This is a genomic window from Streptomyces sp. Ru62 (assembly GCF_002920615.1).
Classification (GTDB): Bacteria; Actinomycetota; Actinomycetes; order Streptomycetales; family Streptomycetaceae; genus Streptomyces.
On the sequence record NZ_PQSU01000005.1, the window covers coordinates 237,751 to 255,417 of the forward strand.

The window sequence follows — 17,667 nt, forward strand, 5'->3', positions numbered from 1 at the left end:
CTTCCCTCGGCTCTCGTGGTTCACTCAGGGCTTAGCTCACGCCGTGAGTTAACTAGGGGCACACACCCCCGTCAAGACGACCCGTCAGCTCTGCCGATCCGAGAGGAAGGGCGACGCACCATGAGGAGATCCCCCCGCACAGTCCGGCTGTTGCTCGCCGGGCTGCTCTCCGCAGCCGGTCTCAGTGTGGCCGTACCCCCCGCGCACGCGGCCGGTGAGCAGGTCACCGCCTGGCTCACCACCACCGACGACTCCGCCGGCCGGCACGTCGTGCGCGGCCTCCAGCCGCAGACGCCGTTCGCGTTCCAGTCCGGGACGGGCGGGAGCGGCGAGAACATCACCGTCGACGAGAACACCCGCTACCAGACCTTCACCGGTGGCGGCGCGTCCTTCACGGACACCGCCGCCTGGCTGATGAACAGCAGCGGGGCGCTGTCCCAGGCGACCCGGGACGCGACCATGCGCAAGCTGTTCTCGCCGACCGACGGCATCGGCCTGTCGTTCCTGCGCAACCCCATGGGCGCCTCCGACCTCGCCCGCTACGGCTACACCTACGACGACGTGCCGGCCGGGCAGACCGACCCGTCCCTCGCGAAGTTCTCCATCGCGCACGACCTGGCCGACGTCGTCCCGCTCACCAGGCAGGCGCTCCAGCTCAACCCCTCCCTGACCGTGATGGCCTCGCCGTGGACCGCGCCGGCGTGGATGAAGGACAGCGGCTCGCTCAACGGCGGCTGGCTGAAGGCCGAGGACTACGGGGCGTACGCCTCCTACTTCGTGAAGTACCTCCAGGCGTACAAGGACCAGGGGATCAACGTCTCGTACGTCACCGCGCAGAACGAGCCGACCTGCTGTTCCGGCTACCCGTCGATGAGCTGGAACGCCAGCGGCCTCGCCTACTTCACCAAGAACGAGCTGCTGCCCAAGCTCCAGTCGGCGGGCCTGACCACCAAGGTGCTGGCGCACGACTGGAACTGGGACGTCTACGACTCCTACGCGGCCCAGACCGTGGACGACCCGGCCGTCCGCAGCCACCCCAACTTCGGCGGCATCGCCTGGCACGGCTACGGCGGTGACATCGCCAAGCAGACCACCGTGCACAACCAGTACCCCGCGCTGGACGCCTTCGGCACCGAGCACTCCGGTGGCACCTGGATCGCCGACCAGCAGCGCGAGGACATGTCCAACATCATCGACTACACCCGCAACTGGGCGAAGTCGGTGACCAAGTGGTCGCTGGCCGTGGACCAGAACATGGGCCCGCACAACGGCGGCTGCGGCACCTGCACCGGCCTGATCACCGTGCACAACGGCGACGGCGCGAGCGGGACCGTGGACTACACCGTCGAGTACTACGACATGGGCCACCTGACCAAGTTCGTCCGCCCCGGTGCCCAGCGCATAGCCTCCACCGCCTCCACCGCGGTACCGAACGTGGCCTGGCGCAACCCGGACGGCAGCAAGGCGCTGATCGCGTACAACGACTCCTCGTCGGCCCGGACGGTCACCATCAACTGGGGCTCGCAGCACGCCACTTACTCGCTGCCCGGCAACACCTCGGCCACCTTCACCTGGTCCGGCACCCAGTCCGGCGGCGGCGCCAGGACCGGGGCCTTCGTGGGCCTCGCCGGCAAGTGCCTGGACGTGGCGGGCGGTTCGAGCGCCAACGGCACGGCGGTGCAGCTCTACGACTGCAACGGCAGCGCGGCCCAGCAGTGGACCGTCCAGGCCGACGGGTCGATCCAGGCGCTCGGCAAGTGTCTGGACGTGAGCTCCGGTTCGACGGCGGACGGGGCCAAGGTGCAGTTGTACGACTGCAACGGAACCGGTGCCCAACGGTGGTCGTACAACGCGTCCACGGGTGATGTGGTGAACACGGCGGCGAACAAGTGCCTGGACGTCACCGACAACTCGTCGGCGAACGGGGCACGGGCCCAGATCTGGTCGTGCACCGGCGCCGCCAACCAGAAGTGGACCCTGCGGTGAGGCGGTGAGGCGGACCATGCGACGTACGGGGGCCGTGGCGGCGGGGATCGTCGGCGGGACGCTGCTGCTCAGCGGCTGCGGCGCCGTCGACCTGCCGCTCGCGGGGGTGCGGGCCGCGCCGGACGGGACGCCGTACGCCGTGTTCCGGCCGTGCGGTGACGACGGCTATCAGGGCCCGGCCCTGGACGGGCGGGCCCGGGGCGCGGGGAAGGGCCCTGTCAGCACCGGGTGGGACGTGAAGAAGGACGGCCTGCGCGGCGACGCCGACTTCCCCCTCTTCGACCCGCCCGCCGCCTGGCACGCCCGTCACCGGGGCGCCCAGCGCCTCCTGCCCCGGCACCGGTACGTCCTGCGGTTCGGGCACTACGTCGGCGGCGACTCCTACAACGGGGTCGTGGAGTTCACCGGCGAGCAGATCGACCGGCTGAAGCCCGGCCAGGTCTGGGCGGACGACCGGGCGATGAGCCTCGCCGCGTTCGAGCGGCTCGCCGCCGACTCGTGCTGAGCGGCGCCCGTCCGGCGGCTGGGGGACGATGAAGGGGGCCGGCCCCCAGCCGGCCGGCCACCCACCGAGGGAGGGATCATGCGCGAGTTCCTGGTCGAGATCACCACCTCGGTGCCCGACGGCACCCCCGAGGAAGAGGTCGCGCGGCGGCGGGCCGCCGAGGCCGTCCGGGCCCGGGAACTGGCCGCCACGGGGCATCTGCTGCGGCTGTGGCGGCCGGTCGGGGAGCTGCGCAGCATCGGCGTCTGGCGGGCCGACGACGAGGCGCAGCTGCACGAGCGGGTCCTCGGTACGCTGCCGCTGCGACCCTGGATGCAGCTCACCGTCACTCCGCTGGAGTCCCATCCGAACGACCCCGGCCGCAGCTGACGGCCGGTGACCTGGAGCCCCCATGACGACACCGCAGGACCTGTTCCTCGTCAGCCTGGACGTACCGGGCGAGCGCCCCGTCGAGCAGGGCGATCTGTCGCTGGCGCTCGCCGGGGCCGAGCTGATCGACCTGCTCGGTGTCCGGGCGCTCACCCTGGACGGTGAGCGCATCGTGCCCGGCCCGGTGCTGACCACGGGTGACCGGCTGCTGGACGAGGCCGGGGCGCGGCTCGTCCGCGAGGAGCCGTACGAGACGGTCGAGGACTGGCTGTGGCGGCGCGGCGAGGGGCTGGCCGTGGCCTACCGGGACGTCCTGGAGGCGGACGGGCAGCTCACCGGGAAGCGCCGGCACTGGTGGCCGGGCCGGGGCGGGACCGAGACCCCGGCCGACACGGCCGCCCGGCGGCACGCGACCGACCGCTGGGACTCCCACGACCCGGTGCTGACGGGCCTCGCGGGCACGCTGGGCATCGAGCCCGACCGGACGGCCTCCTCCGGACTCGACGACGAGGCGGTGATCACCGTCCTGGCGGCGGTCGGTGACGCGGTCACCGAGCTGGAGGCGGTGCGCGAGCGGCGCCGCATCGAGAACATCGCCTTCGACAACATCTGGCGGGCGCCCTGAGCGGCACCGGACCGGCCGGCGGGCCTCACAGGATCAGCTGGCCGATGCCCAGCAGGTTGCCCTCGCTGTCCCGGAACCACGCGCCCCGCTCGGCCCGCGCGCCCTTGCTCGGGTAGTTGCCCTCGATCTCGGCGATGCCGTCCCGGGTGCGGAAGCCGGGCACGTCGACCTCCTGGAACTCGACGCCCCGGCGGCGCAGCTCGGTGACGGCCGCCTCGATGTCGTCCACCTCGAAGGCCATCTGGGTGAAGGTGCCGGGCGAGGCCCCCGTCGAGCGGAACACGACGAAGTCCACGCCCGCGCAGCGGTACAGCAGTCCGCCGGGCCGTTCGTCCACCGGGTACAGGCCGAGCTTCTCGGCGTAGAAGCGGCGGGCCCGGTCCAGGTCCCGGGCGGGCAGCCGGGTCGCGACGCGGGCCCGGGACAGCACGTCTTGCGTTGGTGAGGTCATGCCTCCACTGTGGCTACTGAGCGGGCTCCACGCCCGCACGGAGGAGGCCGTACGTGTACGCGTCCTCCAGGGCCTGCCAGGAGGCGGCGATGACGTTCTCGGCCACGCCGACCGTGGCCCACTCGCCGGAGCCGTCCGAGGTGGAGATCAGCACGCGGGTGGTGGAGGAGGTGCCGTGCTTGCCCTCCAGGATGCGGACCTTGTAGTCGACCAGGTCCAGCTTGGCGAGCTGCGGGTAGATCTTCTCCAGGGCCACACGCAGGGCGCGGTCCAGGGCGTTGACCGGGCCGTTGCCCTCGGCGGTGGCGACGATCCGCTCGCTCTTGGCCCACAGCTTGACCGTGGCCTCGTTGGCGTGGGTGCCGTCGGGCCGGTCCTCGACGATGGCCCGCCAGGACTCGACGTCGAAGTACTTCAGCGGCCGGCCCTCGGCCTCGGCGCGCAGCAGCAGCTCGAACGAGGCGTCCGCCGCCTCGTACGTGTAGCCCTTGAGCTCCCGCTCCTTCACCCGCTCGACCACCCGGCCGACCAGCTCCCGGTCGCCGCTCAGGTCGATGCCCAGCTCCTTGCCCTTCAGCTCGACCGAGGCGCGGCCCGCCATGTCGGAGACGAGCATGCGCATGGTGTTGCCGACCAGCTCGGGGTCGATGTGCTGGTACAGGTCCGGGTCGACCTTGATGGCGGAGGCGTGCAGGCCGGCCTTGTGCGCGAAGGCCGACACGCCCACGTACGGCTGGTGGGTCGACGGCGTCAGGTTGACGACCTCGGCGATGGCGTGGGAGATGCGGGTCATCTCGCGCAGCCGGCCCTCGGGCAGCACCTTCTTGCCGTACTTCAGTTCCAGGGCGGCGACGACCGGGAACAGGTTGGCGTTTCCGACGCGCTCGCCGTATCCGTTGGCCGTGCACTGCACGTGGGTGGCGCCCGCGTCGACGGCGGCCAGGGTGTTGGCGACCGCGCAGCCGGTGTCGTCCTGGGCGTGGATGCCGAGCCGGGCGCCGGTGTCGGCGAGGACGGTGGCGACGACCGCGTGGACCTGGGCGGGGAGCATGCCGCCGTTGGTGTCGCAGAGGACGACGACGTCGGCGCCGGCCTCCGAGGCGGCGCGGACGACCGCCTTGGCGTACTCGGGGTTGGCGCGGTAGCCGTCGAAGAAGTGCTCGCAGTCCACGAAGACCCGGCGGCCCTGCTCGCGCAGGTACGACACGGTGTCGCGGACCATCTCCAGGTTCTCGTCCAGGGTGGTGCGCAGCGCGAGCTCCACGTGCCGGTCGTGCGACTTGGCGACCAGGGTGATCACCGGGGCGCCCGAGCTGAGCAGGGCCTTGACCTGCGGGTCCTCGGCGGCTGTGGTGCCGGCGCGGCGGGTGGCGCCGAAGGCGACGAGCTGGGCGTGCCGGAAGTCGATCTCCGCTTGCGCGCGGGCGAAGAACTCCGTGTCGCGGGGGTTCGCGCCGGGCCAGCCGCCCTCGATGAAGCCCACGCCGAAGTCGTCCAGGTGCCGGGCGATGGCGAGCTTGTCCGCGACGGTGAGGTTGATGCCCTCGCGCTGCGCGCCGTCGCGCAGCGTGGTGTCGAAGACGTGGAACGAGTCGTCGAGCTCGCTGGTTGCCGTCTCGGTCATGTCTCAAGGCTCCTGTGGGAAATCTTCGGTCTTTACCGGAATGACCGGCTCCACCGTTCCTCCATGCTCCCTCGCGCTCCGTCACCGGCTGAGGGTGGGCCGGAAAACGAAAAAACCCCTCGCGGGTGCGAGAGGTCTGCGCGCGGGTCGAGGACGACGGTGGCCACCCGCACCTGGTCGTACGAGGTGGTCACTGCGGACCGGCGCGCCTGCTGCCAATAATCATGGCGAACGAGAGCACGGGGGCAGTCTGGCACAGCTCCGCCCCCGGCTCACCGTCCGTCTCAGGATGCGGGCGTCAGCGTGGAATCCTCGCCGGCCCTCACCCGGGCCAGGTCCAGGTCCTTGGTCTCCCGCATGGTGACGTACACCACGAGGGACACGGCGGCGCAGCCGGCCACGTACCAGTAGAAGCCGGACTCGATGCCGCCCTTCTTGAACCACAGGGCGACGTACTCGGCGGTGCCGCCGAAGAGGGCGTTGGCGATGGCGTACGGCAGGGCGACACCGAGCGCGCGGACGCCGGTCGGGAAGAGCTCGGCCTTCACACAGGCGTTGATGGAGGTGTAGCCCGTGACCACGACCAGCGCGAGCAGGGCGAGGCCGAGGGCGGGCCAGTAGCCGTCCGCGTGCCGGAGCAGCGTCATGATCGGGACCGTCAGGAAGGTGGAGCCGACGGCGAAGGTGATCAGCAGCGGGCGGCGTCCGATGCGGTCGGAGAGGGCGCCCGCGAGCGGCTGGAGGCACGCGAAGACGATCAGTGCGGTGAACGAGACCAGCGTGGCGGTCTCCTTGGACAGCCCCGCCGAGTTGGAGAGGTACTTCGTGAGGTAGGTGGTGTACGTGTAGTACGCCACCGTGCCGCCCATGGTGAGGGCGATCACCAGGAACGCCTCCCGCTTGTGCCGCCACAGCGCCCGCAGGGTGCCGCGCTCCTCGGAGTGCGAGGTGTCCTCCTCGTACACCTCCGTCTCCAGCATGGTGCGGCGCAGGTAGAAGACGACGGCCGCGCCGAGCGCGCCGACGACGAACGGGATGCGCCAGCCGTAGCTGTGCAGGGCGTCGTCGGACATGGTGCGCTGGAGGACGATCTGCAGGCCGAGGCCGACGATCTGGCCGGCGGTCATGGACACGTACTGAAAGCTGGACGCGAAGCCGCGCCGCCTCGGGTCGGACGCCTCGGTCAGATAGGTGGCGCTGGCCGCGTACTCGCCGCCCACCGACAGGCCCTGGAGCAGGCGGGCGACGAGCAGCACGAGGGCTCCGCCGTAGCCGGCGACCCCGTAGGTGGGGGCGACGGCGATGAGGACCGCCGAGGCCGACATGAGCGTGACGGTGAGGGTCAGCGCCGCCTTGCGGCCCTTGCGGTCACCGACCCTGCCCAGCAGCCAGCCGCCGACGGGGCGCATGAAGAAGCCGACGGCGAAGATGCCGGCGGTGTTCATCAGCTGGGCGGTGGGGTTGCCGCTCGGGAAGAACGCGCCGGCGAAGTACGTGGCGAAGCTCGCGTACACGAACCAGTCGAACCACTCGACCATGTTGCCCGCCGAGCCGACCCAGATCTTCTTCCAGTGTTGTCGTCCCATGGGCCGTTACCTGCCCGCCCGCGGAGGAAACGATTCCGATGCGCCGCCGGACGTGCGCCGCTAGGGGGTCGCGGCGAGCCCGTCCTCGATGAACTCCCGGACGTGCGAGAGGACTTGGCCCCTGTCCGCGCCCCGCAAGCCGATCGCCACGTGGATCGAGAACCCGTCCAGCAGCGCGCGCAGCCTCGTCGCGAAGCGGTCCGCGTCCACCGGACGGAACTCCCCCCGCGAGACGCCCTCGGCGATCAGCGCGACCAGGTCGCGGTGCCACGCGCCCTCGATCGCGGCCTGCCGGGCACGCGCGTCGTCGTCGGCGTTCTGCGACCGGTTCCAGACCTCCAGCCACAGCGTCCAGTGCGGGTCGCGGTGGCCGTCGGGCACGTACAGGTCGACGTAGGCCGACAGGCGTTCCCGCGCGGTCCCGGGACCGGCCAGCAGGCGGCCCCGCTCCGCGCCCAGCCGGCCCTCGCTCCACTCCAGCGTCCGGAGCAGCAGCTCGTCCTTGGAGCGGAAGTAGTACAGCAGGTGGCCGCTGCTCATGCCGACCTCACGGCCCAGCCCCGCCATGGTGAGCTTCTCCAGACCGCGCTCGGCGATCATGTCCATGGCGGCGGCGAGGACCTCCTCGCGCGGCGGCGCGTTCCTGCGTGCCCGGCCCGCACCGGTCATCTGCTGCTCCCGTGTGTGTCAGACCCTCGGCTGCTGTTGCGTGACGCAGTGGATACCGCCCCCGCCCGCGAAGATCGTACGCGCGTCGACCAGCGTCACCGTCCGCTCCGGGAACAGGCGCCGGAAGATGCCCGCGGCGATCTCGTCGCGCGGGTCGTCGAACCCGCACAGCACCACGCCGCCGTTGCAGAGGTAGTGGTTGATGTAGGAGTAGTCGGCCCAGTGGCCGTCGGCTTCCAGGGCGGCCGGCGCGGGGACCTCCACGACCTCCAGGCGGCGGCCCCGGGCGTCGGTCGCCGACTTCAGCAGGCCGATGACCTCCTGGGTGACCTCGTGGTCGGGGTGGGCCGGGTCCGGCTGGTGGTGGGCGACCACGACACCCGGCCGGGCGAACGCGGCGACGATGTCGACATGGCCGAGGGTGCCGAAGCCGTGGGGAGGGTAGTCGCCGGTCAGGCCGCGCGGCAGCCATATCGCCTTGCTGGTGCCGAGGTGGGCGTGGATCTCCGCCTCGACCTCCTCCTTGGTCCAGTGCGGGTTGCGCTCGGGGCCGAGCTGCACGGTCTCGGTGAGCAGCACGGTCCCCTCGCCGTCGACGTGGATCGCACCGCCCTCGTTGACCAGCTTCGAGGCGTACGTCCTGGCGCCCGCGAGGCCGGAGACGTACGCGCCGATCCCGGAGTCGTGCTCCCAGCGGGCCCATTCCTGGGCGCCCCAGCCGTTGAACGTCCAGTCCACGGCGGCGAGCCGGCCCCGGCCGTCGGTGAGGAAGGTGGGGCCGATGTCCCGCATCCAGGCGTCGTCCAGGTCCCGCTCGACGGTGTCGACGCCGGGGCCGAGCAGCGCCCGGGCGTCCTCGGACTGGCCGGGGCCGCACACGACCGTCACCGGCTCGAAGCGGCGGACGGCGCGGGCCACGGACGCCCACGCGGTCCGGGCGGCGGCCAGGTCGGCCGGGTCGTCGAAGGTGGGGTTGGGGCTCGGCCAGGCCATCCAGGTGCGCTCGTGGGGCGCCCACTCGGCGGGCATGCGGAAGCCGTCGGCGGCGGGGGTGCTCATGGCACGGGTCCTTAGAGGAAGTAGAGGCGGTTGAGGGAGACGGACTCGGCCGGTTCCGAGCGGATCGGCTCGCCGTCGAGGGTGACCAGGCCGGTGCGCCGGTCGACGTCCACCGCTCCGGTACGGGAGTTCAGGCGCAGGTCGGCGGGGCCGATGCCCCGGGTGCCGCGCACGGCGACCCTTCTGCGCCGGGTCGGCATCCGGTCGTTGCCCTGGTCGACGGCGGCGCGGGCGACGAAGGCGACCGAGAGGTCGGCGGCCGTGGCGCCGTACGCCCCGAACTGCGGGCCCAGCACGAGCGGTTCGCACGTGTCGGTGGCCGCGTTGGGGTCGCCGACCACGCCGTACGCCGGGAAGCCGGCCTTGAGGACGAGCTGCGGCTTGGCCCCGAAGTACTCCGGGCGCCACAGCACGATGTCGGCGAGCTTGCCCACCTCGATCGAGCCGACCTCGTGGGCGAGGCCGTGCGCGATGGCCGGGTTGATGGTCAGCTTGGCCAGGTAGCGCAGGACGCGCGCGTTGTCGTCGCCCTCGCGGTCGCCGGCCTCCCCGTCATGGGGAAGCAGCGGCCCCAGCTCGGCCTTCATCTTTCCGGCCATGGCGAAGGTGCGGCGGACCGTCTCACCGGCCCGGCCCATGCCCTGGGCGTCGGAGGAGGTGATGCCGATCGCGCCCAGGTCGTGCAGCACGTCCTCGGCACCCATCGTGCCGGCGCGGATCCGGTCGCGGGCCATGGCGGCGTCGCCGGGCAGGTCGGGCTTCAGGTCGTGGACGGAGACGATCATGCCGTAGTGCTCGGCGACCGCGTCCCGGCCGAAGGGCAGGGTGGGGTTGGTGGAGGAGCCGATGACGTTCGGGACGCCGGCCATCTTCAGCACGTTGGGCACGTGTCCGCCGCCGCAGCCCTCGATGTGGAAGGCGTGGATCGTGCGGCCCTCCAGCACCCTGAGGGTGTCCTCGACCGACAGGCACTCGTTCAATCCGTCGCTGTGCAGGGCCACCTGGACGTCGTGTTCCTCGGCGACCCGCAGCGCGGTGTCCAGCGCGCGGGTGTGGGCGCCCATGTCCTCGTGCACCTTGAAGCCGCTCGCCCCGCCCTCGGCCAGGGCCTCGACGAGCGGAGCGCCGTGGGAGGACGAACCCCGGCCCAGGAAGCCGATGTTGACCGGCCAGGCGTCGAAGGCGTTGAAGGCGTGCCGCAGCGCCCAGGGCGAGTTGACGCCGACGCCCCACACCGGGCCGAACTCCTGCCCGATGATCGTGGTGACGCCGGAGGCGAGGGACGCCTCCATGATGCGCGGCGACAGCAGGTGCACATGGGTGTCGACGGCGCCGGCGGTGGCGATGAGCCCCTCGCCGGAGACGATGGAGGTGCCGGTGCCGACGACGACGTCAACGCCGTCCAGGGTGTCGGGGTTGCCGGCCCGCCCGATGGCGCTGATGCGGCCCTCACGGATGCCGATGGACACCTTCCTGATCCCCTGCACCGCGTCGATCAGGATGACGTTGCTGATCACGACGTCACAGGTGTCCCGGACGGCGGCGGCCTTCAGGTGCAGTCCGTCGCGGGCGGTCTTGCCGAAGCCGGCCAGGAACTCGTCGCCGTACTGCTGGGAGTCGGACTCGACGCGGACGGTGAGCCCGGAGTCGCCGAGGCGGACGCGGTCGCCGGCGCGGGGGCCGTGGGTGGCGGCGTAGGCGTGCGGGTCGACGTGGATCGACCGGCTCACCTCGCGGCCCTTCGAGCGGCTCATCGCTCCTCGCCTCCTTCCGGTGTCGCTCCCAGGTATCCGCAGGCGGCGGCCCTGCGGAGGGCTTCCTCCTTGGCGCCGGGCGCGTCCAGCGGGCCGTCGACCAGTCCGGCGAAGCCGATGGCGATCCGCTCGCCGCCGATCGGCACGAGCCCGACCTCCTCGCTCTCCCCGGGCCCGAAGCGGACCGAGGAGCCGGCGGGTACGGCGAGCCGCATGCCGTAGGCGCGCTCGCGGTCGAAGTCGAGGCGCGGGTTGGCCTCGAAGAAGTGGAAGTGGGAGGTGACGGAGACCGGCACGCTCGCGGTGTTGGTGACGCGGAGCCGGAGGACGGGCTCGGGGTCGGCGTGCTCGGGACCGGGGAGCAGGGCGCCCGGGGCGTCCGGGCCCAGGCCTCCCCCTGCTTCGCGGGGGGACCCCCGGCCGATGGGGTCGGAGACGACCGCGAGCCGGGAGCCGTCGTCGAAGACGGCCTCGACCATCACCTCGGTGACGACGTCGACGACACCCGGCAGGACGTCCTCGGGACCGAGCACCGACCGGGCCGCCTCGACGGCCTCCGCGAGCCGCTTGCCGTCGCGGGCGGCCTCGCAGACGGTGTCCGCGATCAGCGCCGTGGCCTCGGGGACGTTCAACCGCAGGCCGCGCGCCCGGCGGGCCCGGGCCAGCTCGGCGGCCCCGAAGAGCAGCAGCCGGTCACGTTCCGTGGGGGTCAGTCGCACGGCACGGCACCTCCTTGCTTTCCCAGTTAGAGCAACACTCTAAACAGGGAATCCAGCAAAGAGAAGCACTGACCGGGCAGCGGACACAATTCACTTGAGCAGCGCTCTAGCATGGCCAAGCGGTAGGGTGCCCAACGAAAAACGCCCCGGAGGGGGTGCGGGGGCCGCGTGACCAGCCGAGCTGGACCCGCGGACACCCGACACCCCCTCCGGGGCGCTCCAGGCCGCGCTCTTAACCGACCCGGTGCATCCAGCCGTGCTTGTCCTCGGTCAGGCCCCGCTGGATGCCCAGCAGAGCCTCGCGCAGACGCCCGGTGACCGGCCCGGGCGTGCCGTCGCCGTGGGACCACTGGTCGGTCTTGGTCTTGACGTGACCGATCGGCGTGACCACGGCGGCGGTACCGCACGCGAAGACCTCGGTCAGCGCACCGGAGGCGGCGTCCTCGCGCCACTGCTGGAGGGTGATCACCCCTTCCTCGGCGGTGTAGCCGAGGTCACGGGCGACCTGGAGCAGGGAGTCGCGGGTGATGCCCTCCAGGATGGAGCCGGTGAGCGACGGGGTGACGATCCGGTCGCCGTAGACGAACGCGACGTTCATGCTGCCGCTCTCCTCGACCTTGGTGCGGGTGACCGCGTCGAGGTAGACGACCTGGTCGCAGCCGTGCGCGGCGGCCTCGGCCTGCGGCAGCAGGGACGCGGCGTAGTTGCCGCCGGTCTTGGCGTCGCCGGTGCCGCCCGGGACGGCGCGGACGTGGTCCTCGGAGACCCAGATGGTGACCGGCTTCACGCCGCCGGCGAAGTACGCGCCGGAGGGGGAGGCGATCAGCATGAACAGGTACTCGTTCGCCGGGTGCACGCCGAGCGCGGCCTCCGTGGCGAACATGAACGGCCGCAGGTAGAGGGAGGCCTCGCCGCCGTGCGGCGGGACCCAGTCGGCGTCCTGCGTGAGCAGCGCGTCCAGCGCGGCGATGAACAGCTCCTCGGGCAGCTCGGCCATGGCCATGCGGCGGGCGGAGTTGCGGAAGCGGCGGGCGTTGGCCTCGGGACGGAACAGCGCGACCGAGCCGTCGGGCTGGCGGTAGGCCTTCAGGCCCTCGAAGATCTCCTGGCCGTAGTGCAGGACGTGCGTGGACGGGTCCAGGGAGATCGGCCCGTACGGAACGAGCTGGCCGTCGTGCCAGCCGCGGCCCTCGGTCCACTTGATCGTCACCATGTGGTCGGTGAAGTGGCGGCCGAACCCCGGGTCGGCGAGGATCGCCTCGCGTTCCGCGGCGGCGAGCGGGGTGGCGGAGGGCTTGAGCTCGATCGTGGGCGTCGTCATGAGTGATTGTCCTTCACCGGTTGTAGTGACGGGCCGCGCTCACACCTCCCGGTCGTCGGTGCTAGGACGTCCGAGCCTTCCCTCATATCGCGGCTCCGCGTTCGATTATCGCGCGGGGGGCGGTAGCGGACGGAATCGGGGTGAAGCGGCCCAAGGTTCGATGGTGGCACCCGGCGAGGCACAGGAAAAGCCGCCGGGTGCGGTGGCGACCCGGCGGCTCGGTGTAGCGCGGCGGGTCAGCCGGCTACGCGTACGGCGAGCGCGTCGCCGATCCCGGAGGTGGAGCGGGCCGGCTTTCCGGCGCGCTCGGTGAGGTCGGCGGCGACCGCCGCGTCGATCCGGTCGGCCTCGGTGTCGTAGCCGAGGTGGCGCAGCAGCAGGGCGACGGACAGGACGGTGGCGGTGGGGTCGGCCTTGCCCTGGCCGGCGATGTCCGGGGCCGAGCCGTGGACCGGCTCGAACATGGACGGGAACTCGCGGGTGGGGTTGATGTTGCCCGAGGCGGCCACGCCGATGCCGCCGGAGACGGCCGCGGCGAGGTCGGTGATGATGTCGCCGAAGAGGTTGTCGGTGACGATGACGTCGAACCGGCCCGGGTCGGTGACCAGGTAGATGGTCGCGGCGTCGACGTGGATGTAGTCCGTGGTGACCTCGGGGTACTCCTCGGCCACCTTGTTGAAGACGTTCGTCCACAGGTGCCCGGCGAAGGTCAGCACGTTGTTCTTGTGGACCAGCGTGAGCTTCTTGCGCGGGCGGGCCTGGGCGCGCTCGAAGGCGTCGCGGACGACGCGCTCGACACCGTAGGCCGTGTTGACGGACACCTCGGTGGCGACCTCGTGCGCGGTGCCCTTGCGGATGGTGCCGCCGTTGCCGGTGTACGGGCCCTCGGTGCCCTCCCGGACGACGACGAAGTCGATCTCCGGCTGGCCGGCGAGCGGGGTGGCGACACCCGGGAGCAGCTTCGACGGACGCAGGTTGACGTGGTGGTCGAAGGCGAAGCGGAGCTTGAGCAGGAAGCCGCGCTCCAGCACGCCGGACGGCACCGACGGGTCGCCGATGGCGCCCAGCAGGATGGCGTCGTGCTGCCTGAGGGAGTCGAGGTCGGCGTCGGTGAGGGTCTCACCGGTGGCGTGGTAGCGCTTGGCGCCGAAGTCGTACTCCTTGGTCTCCAGCTTCACATCCTGCGGCAGGACGGCGGAGAGGACCTTCAGACCCTCGGCCACGACCTCCTGGCCGATGCCGTCACCGGGGATCACTGCGAGATTGATGCTGCGAGACATGCGGGCACCCTACTCCTCGTCCCAGGTGATGACACGTACCGTCCGCCATACGGACACCCGGACAGGCTGCCGGTGTCCTCCCGTCGGTCGACGTTCACCCGTGCGCGGCAAGGATGTCGGGCACCGGTGGAACGTTCCGGGACATGGACACTCCTGACGTCGGCATCCCCCGCCCGCTCGCCGAGCGGCTGAGCCTGGCCGAGCAGTACGAGTACCTGCGCGGCCGCATGGTGCGCCGCCGCACGCTGGTGACGGCGGGCGCGGTGGCGGGCGGCCTGCTGACCGGCTGCGGCACCGCGTCCGGCGCGAGGCCGGGGCCGGCCGGATCGGCCACCTCGCGGGTGCCGGGCTCGGCGGTCGCCCCGTTCGGCCGGCATCTGGCCTTCGGCTCCGACCCCCGGACACGGATGCGGATCTCCTGGCAGGTGCCGTTCGCGGTGAAGCGGCCGTACGTGCGGGTCGGCGCGCGCCCCGACGACCTCGGGCGCCGGGTCCCGGCCGAGATCCGCCCGCTGCGCACGCCCGGGGTGGAGGGCGTGCGGCCCGCGCTGGAGCAGTACTACGCGCACGCGTCCGTGGACGGCCTCGCGCCCGGCACGACGTACTACTACGGCGTCGGCCACGACGGCTGGGAACCCACCGCCCCCGCCCATCGCGCGGCCATCGCCTCCTTCCGCACGGCGCCCGCGCGTCCGGAGCGCTTCGTGTTCACGGCCTTCGGCGACCAGGGCGTGGGCCGGGCGGCGCACGCCAACGACGATCTGGTGCTGCGCCAGAAGCCCGCCTTCCATCTGCACGCCGGTGACATCTGCTACGCGGACGTCAGCGGCACGGGCCGGACGACGGACGGCTACGACCCCGCCTTCTGGGACCTGTTCCTGAAGCAGAACGAGCCGGTCGCACGGTCCGTGCCGTGGATGGTGACCACCGGCAACCACGACATGGAGGCCTGGTACTCACCGGACGGCTACGGCGGCCAGCTCGCCCGCTTCTCCCTGCCGGAGACCGGATTCGATCCGCACGGCACACCGGGCGCCTACGCGTTCACCTACGGCAACGCCGGCTTCGTCGCGCTGGACGCCAACGACGTGTCGTACGAGATCCCCGCCAACCTCGGGCTCAGCCACGGCCGGCAGACGGCGTGGCTGGACCGGACGCTGCGGCGGCTGCGCGCGGCCGACGGCATCGACTTCGTGGTCGTCTTCTTCCACCACTGCGCCTACTCCACCTCGCGGCACGCCTCGGACGGGGGCGTCCGGCGGGAGTGGCTGCCGCTGTTCTCGAAGCACCGGGTGGACCTGGTGATCAACGGCCACAACCATGTGTACGAGCGCACCGACGCGATCAAGGACGGCGCGGTCGGCCGGGCGGTGCCCGTCGGCGGTTCCACCGACCCCGGCCGGGACGGCACCGTGTACATCACGGCGGGCGGCGGCGGCCGTGACCTGTACGGCTTCCCGCCGGGCGTCAAGGACAGCTACGAGGGACACGTCACCCGGCACCGGGCGGTGGAGACCTTCGCGTGGACGAAGGGCGGGGACCGGGTGCCGGAGACGGTGGAGTGGTCGCGGGTGCGCTACACCGGCTTCTCGCTGCTGTCGGTGGAGGTCCGGGCCGGCGCGGCGCCACGGCTCGCGGTGTCGGCGCTGGGCCAGGACGGGCGGCGGATCGACCACTTCGAGGTGCGGCACGGCGGATGAGCGCCGCGCCGCACCCCGTCGGGATGCGGCTCCCGGCCGGTGGTCCGGCTCAGTGGCCGGTCTCGCCGCCGTTGTCCCGGCGGTCCAGGGCGCGCTGGAGGGCGGCGGCGGCGTTCCTGCGGTCGGACTCGCTCGTGCGGGACACGTGGCGGACTCGGCGGCGGACGGTCGTCTCGGCCATGGCGATCGACTCCTTCGGCATACGTGGAGCACGGCAAGGAAGGGGGTTACGAGACGCCGGAAGGGGCGGGGAGCACCGGCCGCAGGGGTTGCCTGCACGGGGCCCGGCTCACGACCGCCATTCGCTGGATCGAGCGAGACGTTCGGCTCCTACAAACCTAAGGGAGTGGTCCGTGTCTGTCTGCACAATTACTCGGACTTCCTACTATCTGAGACGGCGAACTGGATCACACCGCGCTGAGCTGGGAGTTCGTGCGTCCGGGGGAGCCTTGGCCAAGGGAGCGCAGAACGCGGATCAGGGCCCGTACGGCGGGCGTGCGACGTCGGCGGCCGTCAGAGGACGTCCCCGTCCCGCCAGTCGAAGACCAGTTCCCCGTGCGGGTCGAGGGCGCCCCGCACGTACAGGCCGCCTTCCTCCTCGGGCAGCCGGACGATCCCGTCCGGCGAGAGGGCGTACACCCGCCCGGCCCAGCGCCGCCAGCCCCGGGCGGCGTACAGCGGCGCCCCCTCGTCGCTCGCGGAGAGCGCGCCGAGGTCGTAGGCCCGGTCGACCACCCGCTCCAGCTCGGCCATGACCCGCCCGCCGAGCCCGGTCCGCCGTACGTCGGCCCGCACGGCGACGGCCTCCACGTACCCCGTGCGCAGCCAGCGCCCCCGGTGCCGCACCCGCCGCATCACGACGGCTCCGTGAGCGGCGAGCCCGGCACCGTCCCGGACGAGCACGTGCATTCCGCCCAGCCCGTGCTCGAAGTCCGCGTCGGAGAGGTCCCCGTCGAAGGCGTCGTCCAACAGGGCGCGTACGGCCCGGAGTTCGGCCACGTCCAGGTCGGCGGTGTGAGCGAGCCGCAGGGTCATGGCGCCGGCACGGCGCGCCGGAAGCCCGCCGGGTCCTCCACCCACGGCAGGTGTCCTGCGGCGGGCAGGACCACCCGGCGGGCGCGGGGCAGGACCGCGGCGAGGGAGTCAACGGCGGTGCGGGGACGGATGTCCCGCGCTCCGTCGACGCTCAGCACGGGCACGTCGAGGCGGGCGCAGGCCGCGCGCAGCCCGGGTGTGCCCCAGGTCCGCCTCCGTTCCTCGTTCAGCGCCTTGTTGCACGCCTGGTTGACCCCGAACCAGGGCTCGGCCATGCGCCGGGCGTGCTCCGGCGCGCGTTCCCGGTCCTCGAACTCCACCGACCACCGCAGCACGGCCCGTTCCCGCTCCGCGGCCTCGTCGGGTTCCGGCCGGCCGTCCAGCTCCCGCCGGCGGGCGAGCCGTTCGGGACGGTCGCCGAGCCGGGCGAGGAAGCCGGCGGTGTAGGCGGGGTGCCAGTCGGCGTCCGGGCCGATGCCCGTGCCGGACACGTAGACGAGCCTGCTCACCCGCTCCGGGTGGGCCAGTGCGTAGCTCAGCGCCAGCTGCGCGCCCCAGGAGTGGCCGAGCAGCGCCATCCGTTCCAGTCCGAAGTGCCGCCGTACGGCGTCGAGGTCGGCCACGAACCGGGCGGTCGTCCACGGTCCCGCGCACCGCTCCGAGCGGCCGCAGCCGCGCTGGTCCCAGCGGACGACGGGCGTCCGGTCGGCGAGGAGCGCGGCCACGTCGCCGAACATGTCCCACAGCCCCGGCCCGCCGTGGCACAGCACCAGCGGGTCTCCCCCGCCGTCCGGCCGCGCCGCCCACAGCCGGACCCCGTCGTCGGCCGTGACCGCTTCCCCGGCGGCCGCTCGGGCGTCGGCGGGTACTGCGTCGGCTGCCTCCGTCATGCGCCCAGTGTGCCGGGGGACGGCCGCCGGGCGCATGGGAACGGCCCGGGGAGCCCGCTCGGTGTCGGGCTTCCCGGGCCGTGCTCGGGGGGCT

General features: G+C 72.3%; 17 protein-coding genes. 5 read left to right on the forward strand and 12 right to left on the reverse strand.

Annotation, left to right across the window (positions count from 1 at the left end; translation table 11 throughout):
* Positions 1 to 120 precede the first annotated feature (120 nt).
* From C3492_RS09130 to C3492_RS09145, 4 genes are all read left to right on the forward strand, one after another.
* Positions 121 to 1,986 carry a ricin-type beta-trefoil lectin domain protein gene (locus tag C3492_RS09130; protein ID WP_181140275.1) on the forward strand — a complete coding sequence of 622 codons (1,866 nt, stop codon included), beginning with the start codon at positions 121 to 123 and terminating at the stop codon, positions 1,984 to 1,986.
* A gap of 16 nt (positions 1,987 to 2,002) precedes the next feature.
* Positions 2,003 to 2,491: a hypothetical protein gene (locus tag C3492_RS09135; protein WP_103811222.1), complete on the forward strand. Its 489-nt coding sequence runs from the start codon at positions 2,003 to 2,005 to the stop codon at positions 2,489 to 2,491.
* Positions 2,492 to 2,569: 78 nt separating this feature from the next.
* A complete protein-coding gene (locus C3492_RS09140; RefSeq protein ID WP_103811223.1) occupies positions 2,570 to 2,860 on the forward strand; it encodes a muconolactone Delta-isomerase family protein in 291 nt (96 codons plus the stop codon).
* 22 nt (positions 2,861 to 2,882) lie between these two features.
* Entirely contained in the window at positions 2,883 to 3,485 is a 603-nt protein-coding gene (locus C3492_RS09145) for a GPP34 family phosphoprotein (RefSeq protein WP_103811224.1), read from the forward strand.
* A 25-nt stretch (positions 3,486 to 3,510) separates the two neighbouring features.
* On the opposite strand, the gene C3492_RS09150 is transcribed toward C3492_RS09145, so the two are convergent.
* The 9 genes from C3492_RS09150 to C3492_RS09190 all read right to left on the reverse strand — a co-directional run bounded on the left by C3492_RS09150 (position 3,511) and on the right by C3492_RS09190 (position 13,948).
* Entirely contained in the window at positions 3,511 to 3,936 is a 426-nt protein-coding gene (locus tag C3492_RS09150; protein WP_103811225.1) for a VOC family protein, read from the reverse strand.
* A gap of 13 nt (positions 3,937 to 3,949) precedes the next feature.
* Positions 3,950 to 5,560: a citramalate synthase gene (gene cimA, locus C3492_RS09155; protein WP_103811226.1), complete on the reverse strand. Its 1,611-nt coding sequence runs from the start codon at positions 5,558 to 5,560 to the stop codon at positions 3,950 to 3,952.
* 284 nt (positions 5,561 to 5,844) lie between these two features.
* Positions 5,845 to 7,146: an MFS transporter gene (locus tag C3492_RS09160; protein WP_103811227.1), complete on the reverse strand. Its 1,302-nt coding sequence runs from the start codon at positions 7,144 to 7,146 to the stop codon at positions 5,845 to 5,847.
* 60 nt (positions 7,147 to 7,206) lie between these two features.
* Positions 7,207 to 7,815: a TetR/AcrR family transcriptional regulator gene (locus tag C3492_RS09165; RefSeq protein ID WP_103811228.1), complete on the reverse strand. Its 609-nt coding sequence runs from the start codon at positions 7,813 to 7,815 to the stop codon at positions 7,207 to 7,209.
* 18 nt (positions 7,816 to 7,833) lie between these two features.
* A complete protein-coding gene (locus C3492_RS09170; RefSeq protein ID WP_103811229.1) occupies positions 7,834 to 8,874 on the reverse strand; it encodes an agmatine/peptidylarginine deiminase in 1,041 nt (346 codons plus the stop codon).
* Positions 8,875 to 8,885: 11 nt separating this feature from the next.
* Positions 8,886 to 10,628 carry an urease subunit alpha gene (locus C3492_RS09175; RefSeq protein ID WP_103811230.1) on the reverse strand — a complete coding sequence of 581 codons (1,743 nt, stop codon included), beginning with the start codon at positions 10,626 to 10,628 and terminating at the stop codon, positions 8,886 to 8,888.
* Entirely contained in the window at positions 10,625 to 11,347 is a 723-nt protein-coding gene (gene ureA / locus C3492_RS09180) for an urease subunit gamma (protein ID WP_103811231.1), read from the reverse strand. The genes C3492_RS09175 and ureA overlap by 4 nt, the downstream gene beginning before the upstream one ends.
* Before the next feature lie 232 nt (positions 11,348 to 11,579).
* On the reverse strand, positions 11,580 to 12,668 hold the full coding sequence (locus C3492_RS09185) for a branched-chain amino acid aminotransferase (protein WP_103811232.1): 1,089 nt from the start codon (positions 12,666 to 12,668) through the stop codon (positions 11,580 to 11,582).
* Positions 12,669 to 12,904: 236 nt separating this feature from the next.
* Complete coding sequence (locus C3492_RS09190) at positions 12,905 to 13,948, reverse strand: 3-isopropylmalate dehydrogenase (RefSeq protein ID WP_103811233.1); 1,044 nt, start codon at positions 13,946 to 13,948, stop codon at positions 12,905 to 12,907.
* A 143-nt stretch (positions 13,949 to 14,091) separates the two neighbouring features.
* On the opposite strand from C3492_RS09190, the gene C3492_RS09195 reads away from it, so the two are divergent.
* Positions 14,092 to 15,648 (forward strand): metallophosphoesterase family protein, encoded by a 1,557-nt coding sequence (locus tag C3492_RS09195; protein ID WP_103811234.1) that lies wholly within the window; start codon positions 14,092 to 14,094, stop codon positions 15,646 to 15,648.
* A 49-nt stretch (positions 15,649 to 15,697) separates the two neighbouring features.
* On the opposite strand, the gene C3492_RS45500 is transcribed toward C3492_RS09195, so the two are convergent.
* The 3 genes from C3492_RS45500 to C3492_RS09210 form a co-directional block, all read right to left on the reverse strand.
* Positions 15,698 to 15,829, reverse strand: coding sequence for a hypothetical protein (locus tag C3492_RS45500; protein ID WP_103811235.1), 132 nt, complete (start codon positions 15,827 to 15,829; stop codon positions 15,698 to 15,700).
* Between the two features lie 332 nt (positions 15,830 to 16,161).
* Complete coding sequence (locus C3492_RS09205; RefSeq protein ID WP_103811322.1) at positions 16,162 to 16,683, reverse strand: GNAT family N-acetyltransferase; 522 nt, start codon at positions 16,681 to 16,683, stop codon at positions 16,162 to 16,164.
* Positions 16,680 to 17,573 carry an alpha/beta fold hydrolase gene (locus C3492_RS09210; RefSeq protein WP_103811321.1) on the reverse strand — a complete coding sequence of 298 codons (894 nt, stop codon included), beginning with the start codon at positions 17,571 to 17,573 and terminating at the stop codon, positions 16,680 to 16,682. The genes C3492_RS09205 and C3492_RS09210 overlap by 4 nt, the downstream gene beginning before the upstream one ends.
* Positions 17,574 to 17,667 lie beyond the last annotated feature (94 nt).

Coding starts and splice junctions, on each gene's coding strand:
- C3492_RS45500 (WP_103811235.1), bottom strand. CDS start 15,829: ATGGCCGAGACGACCGTCCGCCGCCGAGTCCGCCACGTGTCCCGCACG.
- C3492_RS09130 (WP_181140275.1), top strand. CDS start 121: ATGAGGAGATCCCCCCGCACAGTCCGGCTGTTGCTCGCCGGGCTGCTC.
- C3492_RS09190 (WP_103811233.1), bottom strand. CDS start 13,948: ATGTCTCGCAGCATCAATCTCGCAGTGATCCCCGGTGACGGCATCGGC.
- C3492_RS09195 (WP_103811234.1), top strand. CDS start 14,092: ATGGACACTCCTGACGTCGGCATCCCCCGCCCGCTCGCCGAGCGGCTG.
- C3492_RS09160 (WP_103811227.1), bottom strand. CDS start 7,146: ATGGGACGACAACACTGGAAGAAGATCTGGGTCGGCTCGGCGGGCAAC.
- C3492_RS09140 (WP_103811223.1), top strand. CDS start 2,570: ATGCGCGAGTTCCTGGTCGAGATCACCACCTCGGTGCCCGACGGCACC.
- C3492_RS09145 (WP_103811224.1), top strand. CDS start 2,883: ATGACGACACCGCAGGACCTGTTCCTCGTCAGCCTGGACGTACCGGGC.
- C3492_RS09205 (WP_103811322.1), bottom strand. CDS start 16,683: ATGACCCTGCGGCTCGCTCACACCGCCGACCTGGACGTGGCCGAACTC.
- C3492_RS09185 (WP_103811232.1), bottom strand. CDS start 12,668: ATGACGACGCCCACGATCGAGCTCAAGCCCTCCGCCACCCCGCTCGCC.
- C3492_RS09170 (WP_103811229.1), bottom strand. CDS start 8,874: ATGAGCACCCCCGCCGCCGACGGCTTCCGCATGCCCGCCGAGTGGGCG.
- C3492_RS09135 (WP_103811222.1), top strand. CDS start 2,003: ATGCGACGTACGGGGGCCGTGGCGGCGGGGATCGTCGGCGGGACGCTG.
- C3492_RS09175 (WP_103811230.1), bottom strand. CDS start 10,628: ATGAGCCGCTCGAAGGGCCGCGAGGTGAGCCGGTCGATCCACGTCGAC.
- cimA (WP_103811226.1), bottom strand. CDS start 5,560: ATGACCGAGACGGCAACCAGCGAGCTCGACGACTCGTTCCACGTCTTC.
- C3492_RS09165 (WP_103811228.1), bottom strand. CDS start 7,815: ATGACCGGTGCGGGCCGGGCACGCAGGAACGCGCCGCCGCGCGAGGAG.
- C3492_RS09210 (WP_103811321.1), bottom strand. CDS start 17,573: ATGACGGAGGCAGCCGACGCAGTACCCGCCGACGCCCGAGCGGCCGCC.
- C3492_RS09150 (WP_103811225.1), bottom strand. CDS start 3,936: ATGACCTCACCAACGCAAGACGTGCTGTCCCGGGCCCGCGTCGCGACC.